Genomic DNA, 14,049 nt, shown 5'->3' with positions numbered 1-14,049 from the left:
GCCCTTGGGCGGCCATGAAAACCGATCAAACGCCGGAAGGAGACGGTCATGAAGGAAGGCGGATTTATCTGGTACGAGCTGATGACCTCGGACACGGCGGCCGCGGCCGCTTTTTATGAAAAGGTGGTCGGCTGGAAGGCGAAGAAGGCGGACAATACGACCGCCGGCGGCATGGATTACACAATTTTCCACGTGCCCGGCCACGAGGCGGGAACCGCCGGCATGATGGCGATCACGCCGGATATGGCGTCCGGCGGTGTCCGCCCCGCCTGGGTCGGCTATGTCTGCGTCGACGACGTCGATGTCAAGGCAAACGACTTCTGGGAGGCCGGCGGCCGGGTGCACATGCCGGCAACCGACATTCCCGGCATCGGCCGCTTCGCCGTCGTCGCCGATCCGCATGGCGCGGTCATCTATCTCTTCAAGCCGCAGATGCCGGACGGCCCGGTGCCGGAGATGCCGAAGCCGCCCACACCCGGCACCTTCGGCTGGCACGAGCTCTACGCCGGCGACGGCGGGCAAGCCTTCGACTTCTATGCGAAGATGTTCCGCTGGAAGAAGGGGCAGGGCATGGATATGGGCCCGATGGGCACCTACCAGCTGTTCCAGTACGAAGGCGCGGATCTCGGCGGCATCATGACCAAGATGCCGGACATGCCCGTTCCCTTCTGGAACTACTACATCTGCACCGATGCGATCGATGCGGCCGCAGGGCGGGTCGAAGCCGCCGGCGGCAAGGTCGTGAACGGCCCGATGGAAGTGCCCGGCGATTCGTGGATCATCCAGTGCCTCGATCCGCAAGGCGCGACGTTCGCGCTGGTGGCGCCGAAGCGCTGAGGGGAAGCGGCGCAGCATAACGTGAGTATTGCCCGTCAGAGACGAGGTGGCCAACTTCGTCGCCTCGTCTCTGTATTTTCCCAAGCTCTGCATTCAGCTTCTTGGCACCGCTTTGCTGTGACTGATTACATCAGCGGCAGTTCAAAGCTCCGCTTCAGCGTTTCCATCGGCACGTCCGTCTTGACGTTCAGCACGCTCGGGATGCGCGTCAGGTGATCGGCCTGGAAGCGCCAGTAGCTGTGAAGATCGGCGGTGACGACACGAAGCACCGCGTCGCATTCGCCTGTCGTCAAATAGCACTCCATCACCTCCGGCAACCGGTCCATCGCCTCGGCAAACTGCAGCGTGACCTGCGCATCCTGGGTCTTGAACCAGACCCGCACGAAAACCGTCAGTGCGGCGCCGACCTTCTCCGGATCCAGCACGGCGACGTAGCGCGATATCACGCCGGCTTCCTCCAGCAGCTTGACCCGGCGCAGGCACGGTGACGGGGACAGCCCCACCTCCTTGGCGAGGTCGACATTCGAAATGCGCGCGTTGCGCTGCAGGACGCGAAGAATGCGTCTATCAATGGCGTCTAGAGATCTTGGCATGTCACGTCTCAGTTATGTAGCTCATTGGCACGTTATGCCAATAATGCCTTCAAGAGAAGAAACTTCGCAATTCCTGGCCGCGCAGGCTGGTCTATCGTTGCGCCAGCTTTGACATGGAGCGTAGCGATGAACAAAGAAATCAAAAAGGTAGTGCTGTCCTACTCCGGCGGACTGGACACATCGATCGTCCTCAAATGGTTGCAGGAGACCTATGGCTGTGAGGTCGTGACGTTCACGGCCGATCTGAGGCAGGATGAAGACCTTGAGGCGGCGGGGCGCAAGGCGTCGCAGCTGGGTGTGAACGATGTCCGCATCGTCGATGTCCGCGAGGAATTCGTTCGTGACTTCGTCTACCCGATGATGCGGGCCAACACCGTCTACGAGGGGCAGTATCTGCTCGGCACCGCGATCGCGCGGCCCTTGATCGCCAAACACCTGGTCGCGATTGCTCAGGAGGTGGGCGCTGATGCGATCTGCCACGGTGCCACGGGCAAGGGCAATGACCAGGTTCGCCTCGAACTCGCGGTCAATGCGCTCGATCCGTCACTCGCCGTCATTGCCCCCTGGCGCGAATGGACACTTCAGTCGCGCCAGCAGCTAATCGCGTATGCGGAGCGTAACGGCATACCTATCCCGACTGACAAGCGCGGCGATGCGCCATTCTCGGTCGATGCCAATCTGCTGCACACCTCGACCGAGGGGAAAGTGCTGGAAGACCCCGCCAAAATCGCTCCGGACTATATCTACCAGCGCACGGTTTCCCCGTTGGCCGCGCCGGACGTGCCGGAAATGGTCGTTGTCGGCTTTGAAAATGGCGACGCGGTCTCGCTTGACGGGAAGGCCATGAGCCCGGCGTCCCTGCTGTCGGAATTGAATAGGCTCGGCGGCAAGCACGGGATAGGTCGGGTCGACATGGTCGAGAACCGCTTCCTGGGCATCAAGTCGCGCGGGGTCTACGAGACGCCCGGAGGCACCATCCTGCTCGCCGCCCATCGCGGCATCGAGTCGATCACTCTGGATAAGGCAGCGGCCCATCTCAAGGACGAGATCATGCCCCGCTATGCGGAGCTGATCTACAACGGCTTCTGGTATGCGCCGGAGCGCGAAATGCTGCAGGCGCTGATCGACCGCAGCCAGTCCTTCGTCAGCGGCGACGTCACCATGATGCTTTACAAGGGAAGCGCAACCGTCGTTGCCCGCAATTCGCCATGCTCGCTCTATTCCGCCGACCTCGTGACCTTCGAGGAAGGAGCTGTGCAATACGACCACCACGACGCGGAAGGTTTCATCAAGTTGAATGGCTTGAGGTTGAAGAGTTGGTCGGCTCGGAGGATTTTCGAAGACAATAATTAGGCGAGAGGATCCGGTGGCAGCAATTCATGTCGAAAGATCTTGGGTTGTCCGATATGGCAAGCCCTCAGTATTCGCGCCAATTATGGATGAATTACACGAAGCGGACTGGCTTGCCATCGGCAATCCAGTTCTTCATCTCATCAAGTCGCTCACGAGTAGGAAGATTAAGCGCTTGCGCTTCAGAGTGCCCCTCTGCAATCTTCTTTTCGGTCATCCAGCCGAGGAATGTTGCGTAATCTGCCTCCAGCCTTGCTGGCCCTGGCACCGCGATATTGGCCTCGACGCGGAAAAAGTCCCTGACATGCTTTATAACCAGCTCGTAGCTGTCGCCGTGATTGGCGACGTCTTGCCCGGAAATATCTGAAAGGGCCCGTTTCAGATCGTATGCATTTCGCTCAAAAATGAGGAATTTCTTCTGGTCAAGATTGCCCACACCGCTTATTCGCAGACCTACGTCGACGCCATATTCAAATGGCATGTTCATTCTGAAGAATTCGCCGATGGCTTGAGCCGTGCATCGCGATAGATCATGAATTGAGTACTTGGAGCCGCGGACCATGCCGACGATTTTTTCGAGGCGATTTTCTCCAGCTTCTAAACGCTCGTTGGCTAACCGTGGCTCGAAACCGAAATAAACAATGCAAAACAACGCCGCTTCAAGCAGTGGGGCATAAGTGTTGTCGAACGGGCAGTTGACGAAGACCGATGTCTCAAACTCAAATGCCACATTCATTATCCCTTTGGTGGATACGGGTCGCGACCGTAGGAGCTACGCTCGCGTATCCTTCCATCCTTGCCGTGTACATAGAGTTCCGAGCCTTGCTTTTGAGCTCTTCTCCTTGCACTTTCAATTGCCTCTTGCTGTGTGTCGAATGTCTTGCTGGCACGCTGCGCGCCGGCCGCTCGCACACTCCACTTTCCGCCATTGGGGACGACGTGTTGGCCCTTTTTTGACATGACTAACTCTCCGCTTGAGCGTTTATGCGTAGCAAGAATATAGGTGATATCGCTGCAACTCGCTAGTGAGAGTGATGCTTGCGACTTCTCCCCTACCGCTTCAAACTCCCCAAGATCCCCCTGACGATCGCCCGGCCGACTGATGAGGCCACAGACCTTGCGGCACTCTTCATCGCCGCCTCGATCACCGTTTCGCGCTGGTAGCTGCGGCGCGTCGTGGTGGTCTTGCGGCTGGAGCTGGTGGTGGAGCTGGCGTCTTCGTCGCCGAAGCCGGGCAGGGTCCAGCGTTTGGAAGCGCTCGCCTCGGCCTGGTCGGCCTGTTCCTCGGCTTGTCTCTGGGCGGCGGCCTGTTCGGCGGCCTTCTGGGCGCGGGCGGCGAGGATCTCGAAGGCGGATTCGCGGTCGATGTCCTTGTCGTAGACGCCGGCGACCGGGCTGACGGCCATCACCTGCGCGCGTTCTGCATCCGTCAACGGGCCGAGGCGTCCGGCCGGCGGGCGGATCAGCGTGCGTTCGACGATCGACGGCGCGCCCTTCGTCTCCAGCATCGAGACCAGCGCCTCGCCGGTGCCGAGCGTGGTAATCGCGGTGGCGCAGTCGAAGGCCGGGTTGGGGCGGAAGGTGTCGGCCGCCGTCCTGACCGCCTTCTGCTCGCGCGGCGTATAGGCGCGCAGCGCATGCTGCACGCGGTTGCCGAGCTGGGCGAGCACGGTTTCCGGCACGTCGAGCGGGTTCTGCGTGACGAAGAAGACGCCGACCCCCTTGGAGCGGATCAGGCGGACGACCTGTTCCACGCGCTCGATCAGCACCTTCGGCGCGTCGTTGAAGAGGAGATGCGCCTCGTCGAAGAAGAAGACGAGCTTCGGCTTGTCCGGATCGCCCACCTCGGGCAGTTCCTCGAACAGTTCGGAGAGCAGCCACAGGAGGAAGGTCGCGTAAAGCCTGGGGTTCATCATCAGCTTGTCGGCCGCGAGCACCGAGACCGCGCCGCGCCCGTCATTGGTCACCCGCATGATGTCGGTGATCTTCAGCGCCGGCTCGCCGAAGAATTCTTCGGCACCCTGCTGTTCGAGCACCAGAAGCCCGCGCTGCAGCGAGGCGACGGAGGAGGCGGAGATCAGGCCGAACTGCTTGGAAAGCTCGGAGGCCTTCTCGGCCATGTAGTTCAACAGCGATTGCAGGTCTTTGAGATCAAGAAGCGGCAGCCCGCCCTCATCGGCGATCTTGAAGGCGATGTTCAAGACGCCTTCCTGCGCTTCGGAGGCGTCCATTAGCCGGGCGAGCAGCAGCGGGCCCATCTCGGCGATCGTGGTGCGCACCCGGTGGCCCTTCTCGCCGAACAGGTCCCAGAAGATCACCGGAAATTCCTGGAAGTCGTAGGGTTCGAGGCCGATCTGCTCGGCCCGCTTTAAGAGAAAGTCCTTCGGCTGGCCCATGGCGGCGATGCCGGAAAGGTCGCCCTTGATGTCGGCGCAGAACACCGGCACGCCGGCGTTCGAAAAGCCTTCCGCCAGGATCTGCAGGCTCACCGTCTTGCCGGTGCCGGTCGCCCCGGTCACCAGCCCGTGCCGGTTGCCGTATTTCAGGTCGAGATATTCGCCCTTGTTGATGCTGTCATCCGGGTTGCGGCTGGTTCCGACATAGATCATCCCGTCCTTCAGCATCATGCGTCTTCTCCCTTGCGCTGCCGGCCATTGGCGCGGTGCGTCATCGAACCATCATCACTCCCTTATAAGTATCGACGCCGAAAGCGGCAACGGCCTTGCGGGAGCGGGTGGGAAAAGGGCATGCTGCGGCGGACAGCCCGCAAATCCGCTTGCGCGATACGAGCGGATGTTTTACGTGAACGTTAACGTCAATAAACGCTTCGAGGAGGCAGCATGAACGACATCGTCACCCAGATCGCCGATAAGGTCGGCATCGACAAGGAACTGGCCGAAACCGCGCTCGGCATGATGCTCGGCTTCCTGCAGCGCGAGGCCGATGACGGCGCGGTCGCCCGCATGATCGAGGCGATCCCCGGCGGCGCCGAACTGGTTGCCCAGCACAATGGCGAATCCAAGGGCGGCGGCGGTCTGCTCGGCGGGCTGATGGGCGCGATCGGTGGCGGCGGCGTCATGGCGCTCGGCCAGCAGCTGATGAGCGAAGGCCTCGGCATGGGCCAGATCACCTCGCTCGCCAGGGAAACGATCGCCATGGCCAAGGAATATGCCGGCGAGGAAGTCGTCGACGAAGTTGTCGCCTCCGTACCGGGCCTCAGCCAGTTCGTCTGAGGGCGCTCGAACGCAAGATATCGGGAAGGGCCGGGGAGCGATCTCCGGCCTTTTTCTTTTCCGTTTGGTTCAGCCGTTCGAGGTCAGCCAGACGCCGACAAAGGTGATCGCCAGGCCGACGAACATCGTCGCCGTCAGCGGTTCGGAAAACAGCGCCCATGCCCACAGCATGGTGACGGCTGGGCTGAGATAGATGACCGCGGTCACCTTGGCGACGGGGAAAAGGCGCAGGCTGGTATAGTAGATCGAGTAGGACGCGAAGGTGGCGATCAGCACCAGCCAGGCCATGCCGATCGCGAAGTCGCGGGTCATGGGCGGCGCCAGGCTGCCCTGCATCGCGGCGGCGATGCCAAACAGCGCGGCACCGGTCAGCATCTGGATTGAGATGCACTGGTGGACCGGCATATGGATGGTGCGCCGGCGCTTCTGCAACACGGAGGCGAGCGCGAAGATGAGCATGGAACCGACGGTGAGCCCGTAGGCCCAGATCGGCGCCGCGCCGAAGGCGAGGCTGTCGAACGACACCATGAGCACGCCGGCGATCGCGATCGCGGTGCCCAGCCATTGCCGCGGGCTCAGCCTCTCGCCGAGAAGCGGCTGTGCCAGCGCGGCGATCGCCAGCGGCACGAGATCCGAGATCAGCGCCACGAGCCCGGTCGGCACCCGCTGTTCGATCGCCAGCGCGAAGCCGCCGAGGTACAGAAACACGATCATCACGCCGTAGAGCATCTGCTCCAGCACCGCCCGCGCCCGCATCCGCGGCCCGATCGTCAGCGCGAACGGCAGCAGGATCAGCCCCGACAGGAGCGTGCGCCAGAACAAGACCAGCATCACGCTCGCCTGGTCGCTGGCATAGCGCGTGCCGACGAAACCGGAGCTCCAGGTGACCACCAGCAGCGCCGCCGTCAGCGGCCAGACGAGCGGCGGAAGAACCGGGGAAGGGGTGGTCACGGACTGATCGGTCATGTGGCTCTCGGATAATGTGTATGAAGGCGAGCCATAAGCGACAGGCACGGTCTGCGCACATGACAAATGTCGATCATTACATGACACGCCATTCCGGATATGAATGAAGACTTGCCAGCGGCAGCCGCCGGCCGCATAGATGATGCGGAACACAAGACGGATGGACATGGCGTGAGTGAACTGAACGGCCGGCGACTGGAAATCGATGCACTGCGCGCCTTGTGGGCGATCCGCCAGCATGGCGGCATCACCCGCGCGGCCGATGCCCTCGGCCTGTCGCAATCCGCCGTCAGCCACAAGATCAAGCGGCTGGAGACCAGCCTCGACTGCGATCTCATGAACCGTAAACCCGGCGCCCCGGTCTTCACCGCCGCCGGCGAGGACCTGCTGACCTATGCCTCCCGCATTCTCGTGCTGCATGACGAAGCGCTGCTGAGCCTGTCGAAGACCGCGCTTGCCGGCCGCATCGCGCTCGGCTTCACCGAGGACACGGCCTGCACCGACATCGCCCGCATCCTGGGGCGCTTCCGGCGTCTGCATCCGCATGTGGCGGTCCGCACCAAGGTCCGCATGAGTCTCGTTTTGAGGGCCATGCTGGAGCGCGGCGAACTGGACGCCGCCATCATCCAGGTCTTCGCCCACGAAGTCCGACCGACCGACATCGTGCTCATGCGCGAGGGCCTTCATTGGGTCAAGCATCCCGAACTCGCTCTGCCTGAGGCCGATCCCATCCCGTTCCTCTCCTTCGACAACGATTGCTTCTATCGGCAATGGGCGCTCGATATCGGCCAGGATGGCGGCGTCGCGCTCGAAACCGTCTTCGAATGCTCCAGCGCGGCGGGCATCGTCTCGGCGGTCAATTCGGGCCTGGGCGTGGGGCTCCTCAGCGATCGCCATCTGCGCCCGGACATGCAGGTCATCACGGACCGCCTGCCGCAGCCGCCCTCGCTCACCTACGTGATCCGCCGCGCCCGCAAGGGACGGAACCCGGCGCTCGATTCCCTCGTCGCCGAAATCGAGACCGAAATCAGCCGCTACGGCGGCCTCGTCCTGGCGGGATAAGCGCCGCGCTTTTCCTTACCCACGTCTTTGGCCGGTGCCCGGCCTCCCGCCGCAACAGGGGATATCGCCCACCGGCACTGGAGGCTGCCGGGGGCGGGTGGTAAGACCGGAAGGAGGAATCGATACGGAGGAACCTTCCATGACGTCCTGTCCCTGCGGCTCCGGTCGTACATTCGAAGACTGCTGCGGCCCCTATCTTGCCGGCCAGCCCGCGCCGACGGCCGAGGCGCTGATGCGCTCGCGCTACACGGCCTTCACCCGCGGCGACCTCGACTATATCGAGCGCACCATCACCGACCACGCTGCCGCCTCGTTCAACCGCGTCGACATGGAAAGCGCGCTGCCGGGCACCGAATGGCTGGGGCTGGAGATCCGCGATACCGAGGCCGGCGGCGAGGGCGACGAGACCGGCACCGTCCGCTTCGCCTTCAGCTTCCGCGCCAATGGCCGCCCTTTCACCCAGGTCGAGCGCGCCACCTTTTTGCGTGTCGACGGCGAATGGCGCTTCCACGACAGCGAGATCAATCCGAAATCCGAGCCCGTCCGCGTCGCCCATGTCGGCCGCAACGATCCGTGCCCCTGCGGCTCGGGCAAGAAATACAAGAAGTGCTGCGGCTCGGGCGCGGCGTCCGCCGGCTGATGAGCGAACAGCGGTTCCGCTGCACCGCCTGCGGCCTCTGTTGTTATGGCCTCTTGCCGCTGACGGTGGCCGAGGCGCTTTCGGGCGCAGGCCGCTTTCCGCTGGCAATCAGCATCACGCCGGTCAAGACGACGGCCCCCGGTTATCAGAAGGTGGGCGAGATCGCCGCGACGATCGACATCAGCCGCAAGAAGACCATGCCGATCCTGGTGACGCCCGTCTCATTCGTGCCGCCGCATCTGCCCTGTCCCGAGCTTGATCCCGAAGGTCTCTGTTCCATCCACACGACCAAGCCGCTGCGCTGCCGCACCATGCCCTTCTATCCCTACAGGGACGAGGCGCATCAGGCCGACATGCTCACCCCGCGCCCCGGCTGGCTCTGCGAGACCGGCGAGGAAGCCCCCGTCGTCTACCGCGACCGCCAGATCCTCGATCGCACCGATTTCGACGCCGAACGCGACGCCCTTGTCGACCAGGCGCCGGCGCTGCGCCGTTATGCGGACCTGCTTCTCAAACACGCCCCCGCCCACCACGCCCGCGTCCTCAAAGCCGCCCAATCCCCCGTCCCCGGCCGCGTCATCGTCAGCTTCGTCTCCTACCTGCGCTACGACAACCGCCTCGACCTCCTCGATTTTTCCGCCCGCCAGCTCCCGGTTCTGGAGGTCTGGGCGGAGAAGACGGCCACCGATCCGAAGGCGGCGGAACACCACCGTTACTATCGGGAGGCGATGGCGGAGTTGGGGAGGTACCGGCGGTGAGGGGGCAATACGGAAGATTGTCTTGTGGGCGGGTGGGTGCAGCTAAGCGGACGCTCACCTTTACACGTGTGCAACGGCACCTATGGGACCGTAAGAGGAATGGCGGCTTCATCTACCAATCGTGAGTGGCGGCCATTCGCCTGTCGAATTGCTTGAGCGTGGTCAGACGGTAGGCGTGTCTCAAAATGTTTCTTCGTCTCCACCACGATCGGTGTATTCGGCGTGCAGATCGTAGCAGATCTGCACGAACAGCTCTGAGATAACCCAGGAATCTATACTATCGAGATTACCTTCGCTGCCCATCTCTTCTAAACCTTGCGAAATACCGTCTGTCATATCTGTGAAGGCCTCCGCTGCTTGCCCCCATAGCGCCATCATCTCGCCGATTGAAGGGCTGAAAGTAAACTGATGCGCGAGCTTGTTGCGCATTTGGTTGATGGCATTGAGAACCTCTTTTTGTTCGGGGCTGATCGTGCCGATCTGACCGTTGAGATCAATCAACTGCTTGTGACGCAATTCGTCAGCAAGCGTAGTTAGCTTAGCGTCATATCGGCTGATCAATTTGCGCAGCATGAACTCAACTGCGAGATGACCCGAAAGGAATGCTCCCAGCCATGGGCGATCGCTCACTGCTCGCTCGTAGAGTTCTGAGAAAGTTGGTATGGCAGGTGGCTTCGTCATGACGTCACTTTCATTCGTTGCCCAATGGTTTTCCATGGCGTCAGCGGGCTCTACGAGCCTATCACTTAATGGTCTAGTTCGTGGCCGCGAGCGGACTATCCACTTCACCCCAGATTATTGTGGAGGCGCCCTTTATATTCGGTCTATTTCGTTTTCATCATTCTTCGCAGTATGGTTACGGGATGATCGAAACCCCATCAATACTCTATGCGGGCATGTCCAACGTCACCTATGCAGGCGAGCCGTTCGATATGGGAAACGGCATCATCCTGAGGCCAACCTATGCTCATCTCTTTGCTGCGAACATGATGGCGTTCGGGAGAACGACGGAGGGGAAACATCATCCTGCTCCTTGGCGCGCAGCGCGAGGTGGGTTCAGTTACGATATTGAGGTCGAGCTAGCGGTTCCCATCGGCCAGAAGCTACCAGGGGAACTCAGAGCTGAGGACACAGTGTGGTTGATAGCCGCGCTGCTGAGACTGGCGAAATATACTTATCTGATGGTCCCAGTAATTTCTGATGTGTCGTTCGATGCGGCAGTTTCCTCTAAACGGGATCCGCTGCTCCAGCCGTTCGAAATTGAACCGCGCATCCTTCACGCGACAGACGAGAAGACGTCGTGCCTCAAGATTGAGGACCTGTTGTGGGTGAAATCTGTGTGGCCCCGGACGGCAGAACTATTGCGGACATGCTCGCCACTAAACATGGCACTTCGTGCGGCCGACGCCTGTACAGTCAGGGACCGACCGGCCTCGGCGTTGCTAACAGCGTGGGGGGCGCTCGAAGAACTATTCGCTCCGTCACGGGCCGAGCTTCGCTTTCGTGTATCAGCTCATATCGCGGCTTACCTTGAGCCGGTCGGGGCCAAGCGACGCGAATTGTTTAAGACAGTTGCGGACCTCTACAACGCACGCTCGAAGGCCGCACATTCGGCTCAAGATGCGGAGGTCGCCGCGTTAATACAAAGCTTCATAATCTTACGAAACGCCCTCGTTCGGATGATCGACGAGGGGGTCGTGCCGACGCAAGCTGACCTAGAAGAACGACTGTTCTGCGGTGACGGGCAATGATCATCGGCGGCGCGCCATTTTCGGGCTAGATCTGCGAGCGGACGGTATCGGGTTCAAACGACGCGAGTCTGAACGTCCGAAATGGACGCGAAACCCCGCCCCCCGTTTTTTCGCTCCATCCCAACACCCCGCAACCCCAACTGACGAAATCAACCTCCCCGCAACCCCTTCACCTCATCCTCCGTCAGCGCCCTGACCGCACCCTTCTCCAACTCCCCAAGCGGCAGGCCCCCGATCGATACGCGCACGAGGCGCAGGACCTCTATGTCGAGCGCTTCCAGCATGCGGCGGATCTGGCGGTTCTTGCCTTCGTCGAGGGTGATTTCCAGCCAGGAGGTCTTGTCGCCTTCGCGCAGCTTTGTCGCCCGCGTGGCGCGCATCGTTTCGCCGTCATGCTCCACGCCGGCTCGCAGCGCGTCGAGCACGGCTTCATCGGGTATGCGGTCGATCTGCACGTGATAGGTCTTCGGCACATGCGTCTGCGGGTCGAGGAGCGCGTTGGCAAACGTCGTGTCGTTGGTAAACAGCAGCAGGCCCTCGCTCGCCTTGTCCAGCCGCCCGACCGGCGACAGGTGCGAGGTCAGGTGATCCTTCAGGCAGTCGAACACGGTCGGCCGGCCCTCGGGGTCGTGGCGGGTGGTCACCAGTCCGCGCGGCTTGTTCAGCATCAGGTAGACCGGCGTTTCGGCGGCGACTGTCCTGCCGTCGACGGCGATCTTCGCGGCCGAAAGATCGACCCAGGTCGCCGGATCGGTCGCAACCTTGCCGCCGATCGTCACGCGGCCCTCGGCAATCAGCGCCTCGGCCTGCGTGCGCGAGCAGAAGCCGAGCTTGGAGAGCGCCCGCGGCAGCGTCACGCGCTTGCCGTCCGGCGTCGCTGCCGCCTTCCTGCCCGCAGGCCGCGTTTTCCCGCCCGGTACCGGCGGTCTTGAACGGCCTTTGAAGTTGTTGCTGCCCTTCGCCACTGTCCTTGACCCTTCGGATCGGTTGACCGGCCACCCCTCGTCATTCTAGAGCGAAGTCTGGCTACCCGCATCCTGTCTGCCTGTCCTCCGACGGGCAATAGGACAGCTGCGCGAACATTGGAAGAGACGAGCATGCCGAACCTTGACGAGACGATCCGCGAACTGGCGACGCTGCGCGATTACTGGCGCTATGCGATTTCCCGCTTCAACGCCGCGGACCTGAGCTACGGCCACGGCACGACGACCGCCGGCGACGACGCCGCCTTCCTGCTCCTCGACAGTCTCGACCTGCCGATCGACGCGCTCGATCCCTTCCTCGACGCCCGCCTGCTGCCCGCCGAGCGCCGGTTGCTGGCCGAACGCATCGAGGCGCGCGTGACGACCCGCAAGCCGTCCGCCTATCTCACCGGCCGCTCCTATATCCAGGGCGTGCGCTTCCTCGTCGACGAGCGGGTCATCGTGCCGCGCTCGCATATCGGCGAAATCCTGTTCAACGAATATCTGAACGGCCAGGGCTCCGCCGTCCTGCCGGATCCGATGTCGGTGGAAAGCGCCGTCGACATCTGCACAGGCTCCGGCTGCCTGGCGGTTATCGCCGCGAAATTCTTCCCCATGGCTTCCGTCGATGCCGTCGATCTCTCCGCCGATGCGCTGGAGGTCGCGAAGCTTAACCTCGCCGAGCACGAGGTCGAGGACCAGGTCGAGCTGCACCAGGGCGATCTCTTCGCACCGCTCGAAGGCCGCACCTACGACCTGATCATCACCAACCCGCCCTATGTCGATCACGATGCGCTGGACGGCTATCCGCCGGAGTTCCGCGCCGAGCCGCAGATGGCCCATGACGGCGGCGCGGACGGCCTTGATCTGGTGCGGAAAATTCTGGCCGATGCGCCCGCCCATCTCAATCCGGGCGGCGGCATGATCTGCGAGATCGGCTCGGGCCGTGAAATCCTCGAGGAGGAGTTCCCGCATCTCGAATTCCAGTGGATCGAGACGGCGGAATCGCAGGACGCGGTGTTCTGGATTTCGGCCGAAGCGCTCGGCGTCGCCTGATCGCGGCCGGGGCGGGTCTCGTCAGGCCAGCCCGTCGAGCGTCGGCAGGATCATCGACGGTGTGCAGTCGCCATATTCGTCCGGCATCTTCAGCCGGTTGATCCAGACCGTGCGAAAACCGAAGGTGGTGGCGCCCGCCACGTCCCAGCGGTTCGATGACTGGAACGAGACAGCGTCCGGATAGAGCCGGTAATTGGTCGTCACCAGTTCATAGACCGGCGGCGCGGTCTTGTAGGTCTTCAAGAGATCGACGGAGAAGATGTCGTCGATGACGGTGTCGAGCTTGGAATTCTCCACCGCCGCCTGCAGCATCGCCGGTGAACCGTTCGAGAGGATAGCCACCTTCGTTCCCTGCGCCTTCAGCTGCTTCAGCACCTTCGGCACTTCCGGATAGCAGTCGAGCTTCCAGTAGGCGTCGAGCAGGTCCTGCCTCAAGCCCTTGTCCACGGTCTCGACGCGCGCCAGCGCATAGTCGAGCGCCTGTTCGGTCAGCGACCAGAAGTCCTGGTAACGGCCCATCAGCGCCCTGACCCAGGAATATTCCAGCTGCTTGGCGCGCCAAATTTCCGAAAACATCCGGTAGTCGGGACCGGCCCGGTCCGCATGCTTGCGCGCCGCCGCATGCACGTCGAACAGGGTGCCATAGGCATCGAATACATAAGCGGCGAAAGTCATGAGATCATTCCATGGAAGTGAAGCGCGGGGCGGTATCGACTATAATGCAACTTTTTCGGGAATTTACGCGAATTTGATGCCAGATCAATACGATTTGAAACCGGCGCGGGCAAGTCGTTCGCTTAACTTTAACTTAGAAAAATAGCGATATCACTATGTAGGAATA

At 61.9% G+C, this 14,049-nt stretch carries 16 protein-coding genes; 8 read left to right on the top strand and 8 right to left on the bottom strand.

Annotated features, from left to right (window positions below; all coding sequences use genetic code 11):
* Positions 1-48 precede the first annotated feature (48 nt).
* Positions 49-837: a VOC family protein gene (locus ACU5AZ_RS05095; protein WP_446824944.1), complete on the top strand. Its 789-nt coding sequence runs from the start codon at positions 49-51 to the stop codon at positions 835-837.
* A gap of 125 nt (positions 838-962) precedes the next feature.
* On the opposite strand, the gene ACU5AZ_RS05090 is transcribed toward ACU5AZ_RS05095, so the two are convergent.
* Positions 963-1,430, bottom strand: a complete 468-nt coding sequence (locus ACU5AZ_RS05090) for an Lrp/AsnC family transcriptional regulator (protein WP_446824943.1) — start codon at positions 1,428-1,430, stop codon at positions 963-965.
* Between the two features lie 108 nt (positions 1,431-1,538).
* On the opposite strand from ACU5AZ_RS05090, the gene ACU5AZ_RS05085 reads away from it, so the two are divergent.
* Positions 1,539-2,783 (top strand): argininosuccinate synthase, encoded by a 1,245-nt coding sequence (locus tag ACU5AZ_RS05085; RefSeq protein WP_446825922.1) that lies wholly within the window; start codon positions 1,539-1,541, stop codon positions 2,781-2,783.
* A gap of 91 nt (positions 2,784-2,874) precedes the next feature.
* Here ACU5AZ_RS05085 and ACU5AZ_RS05080 read toward each other — a convergent pair whose 3' ends face one another.
* The 3 genes from ACU5AZ_RS05080 to ACU5AZ_RS05070 all read right to left on the bottom strand — a co-directional run bounded on the left by ACU5AZ_RS05080 (position 2,875) and on the right by ACU5AZ_RS05070 (position 5,404).
* The gene (locus ACU5AZ_RS05080; protein ID WP_446824942.1) at positions 2,875-3,510 is read right to left on the bottom strand and encodes a hypothetical protein; all 636 of its coding nucleotides are present in this window, start codon (positions 3,508-3,510) and stop codon (positions 2,875-2,877) included.
* Positions 3,511-3,515: 5 nt separating this feature from the next.
* Positions 3,516-3,740 carry a DUF2188 domain-containing protein gene (locus ACU5AZ_RS05075; protein ID WP_446824941.1) on the bottom strand — a complete coding sequence of 75 codons (225 nt, stop codon included), beginning with the start codon at positions 3,738-3,740 and terminating at the stop codon, positions 3,516-3,518.
* 92 nt (positions 3,741-3,832) lie between these two features.
* Positions 3,833-5,404, bottom strand: coding sequence for a helicase HerA-like C-terminal domain-containing protein (locus tag ACU5AZ_RS05070; protein ID WP_446825921.1), 1,572 nt, complete (start codon positions 5,402-5,404; stop codon positions 3,833-3,835).
* 216 nt (positions 5,405-5,620) lie between these two features.
* On the opposite strand from ACU5AZ_RS05070, the gene ACU5AZ_RS05065 reads away from it, so the two are divergent.
* Positions 5,621-6,013, top strand: a complete 393-nt coding sequence (locus ACU5AZ_RS05065; protein WP_446824940.1) for a hypothetical protein — start codon at positions 5,621-5,623, stop codon at positions 6,011-6,013.
* 69 nt (positions 6,014-6,082) lie between these two features.
* On the opposite strand, the gene ACU5AZ_RS05060 is transcribed toward ACU5AZ_RS05065, so the two are convergent.
* Positions 6,083-6,979 (bottom strand): DMT family transporter, encoded by an 897-nt coding sequence (locus ACU5AZ_RS05060; RefSeq protein WP_446824939.1) that lies wholly within the window; start codon positions 6,977-6,979, stop codon positions 6,083-6,085.
* A gap of 171 nt (positions 6,980-7,150) precedes the next feature.
* Here ACU5AZ_RS05060 and ACU5AZ_RS05055 point away from each other — a divergent pair, with 171 nt between their 5' ends.
* The 3 genes from ACU5AZ_RS05055 to ACU5AZ_RS05045 all read left to right on the top strand — a co-directional run bounded on the left by ACU5AZ_RS05055 (position 7,151) and on the right by ACU5AZ_RS05045 (position 9,439).
* Positions 7,151-8,041, top strand: a complete 891-nt coding sequence (locus tag ACU5AZ_RS05055; protein WP_446824938.1) for a LysR family transcriptional regulator — start codon at positions 7,151-7,153, stop codon at positions 8,039-8,041.
* 139 nt (positions 8,042-8,180) lie between these two features.
* Positions 8,181-8,681 (top strand): YchJ family protein, encoded by a 501-nt coding sequence (locus ACU5AZ_RS05050; protein ID WP_446824937.1) that lies wholly within the window; start codon positions 8,181-8,183, stop codon positions 8,679-8,681.
* Positions 8,648-9,439 (top strand): YkgJ family cysteine cluster protein, encoded by a 792-nt coding sequence (locus tag ACU5AZ_RS05045; protein ID WP_446824936.1) that lies wholly within the window; start codon positions 8,648-8,650, stop codon positions 9,437-9,439. The genes ACU5AZ_RS05050 and ACU5AZ_RS05045 overlap by 34 nt, the downstream gene beginning before the upstream one ends.
* A gap of 180 nt (positions 9,440-9,619) precedes the next feature.
* Here the strand turns inward: ACU5AZ_RS05045 and ACU5AZ_RS05040 are convergent, their stop codons facing one another.
* On the bottom strand, positions 9,620-10,120 hold the full coding sequence (locus ACU5AZ_RS05040; RefSeq protein WP_446824935.1) for a hypothetical protein: 501 nt from the start codon (positions 10,118-10,120) through the stop codon (positions 9,620-9,622).
* Positions 10,121-10,302: 182 nt separating this feature from the next.
* On the opposite strand from ACU5AZ_RS05040, the gene ACU5AZ_RS05035 reads away from it, so the two are divergent.
* Positions 10,303-11,190, top strand: a complete 888-nt coding sequence (locus tag ACU5AZ_RS05035; protein WP_446824934.1) for a hypothetical protein — start codon at positions 10,303-10,305, stop codon at positions 11,188-11,190.
* Positions 11,191-11,339: 149 nt separating this feature from the next.
* Here ACU5AZ_RS05035 and ACU5AZ_RS05030 read toward each other — a convergent pair whose 3' ends face one another.
* Positions 11,340-12,155 carry a pseudouridine synthase gene (locus ACU5AZ_RS05030; protein WP_446824933.1) on the bottom strand — a complete coding sequence of 272 codons (816 nt, stop codon included), beginning with the start codon at positions 12,153-12,155 and terminating at the stop codon, positions 11,340-11,342.
* Positions 12,156-12,287: 132 nt separating this feature from the next.
* On the opposite strand from ACU5AZ_RS05030, the gene prmB reads away from it, so the two are divergent.
* Positions 12,288-13,208: a 50S ribosomal protein L3 N(5)-glutamine methyltransferase gene (prmB, locus tag ACU5AZ_RS05025; RefSeq protein WP_446824932.1), complete on the top strand. Its 921-nt coding sequence runs from the start codon at positions 12,288-12,290 to the stop codon at positions 13,206-13,208.
* A 21-nt stretch (positions 13,209-13,229) separates the two neighbouring features.
* Here the strand turns inward: prmB and ACU5AZ_RS05020 are convergent, their stop codons facing one another.
* Entirely contained in the window at positions 13,230-13,883 is a 654-nt protein-coding gene (locus ACU5AZ_RS05020) for a haloacid dehalogenase type II (protein ID WP_446824931.1), read from the bottom strand.
* Positions 13,884-14,049: the final 166 nt, after the last annotated feature.

It is taken from the genome of Rhizobium sp. PAMB 3182 (genome assembly GCF_052908355.1).
The sequence above is the reverse complement of the archived record's forward strand: the minus strand, read 5'-3'. Positions and strand labels throughout refer to the sequence as shown.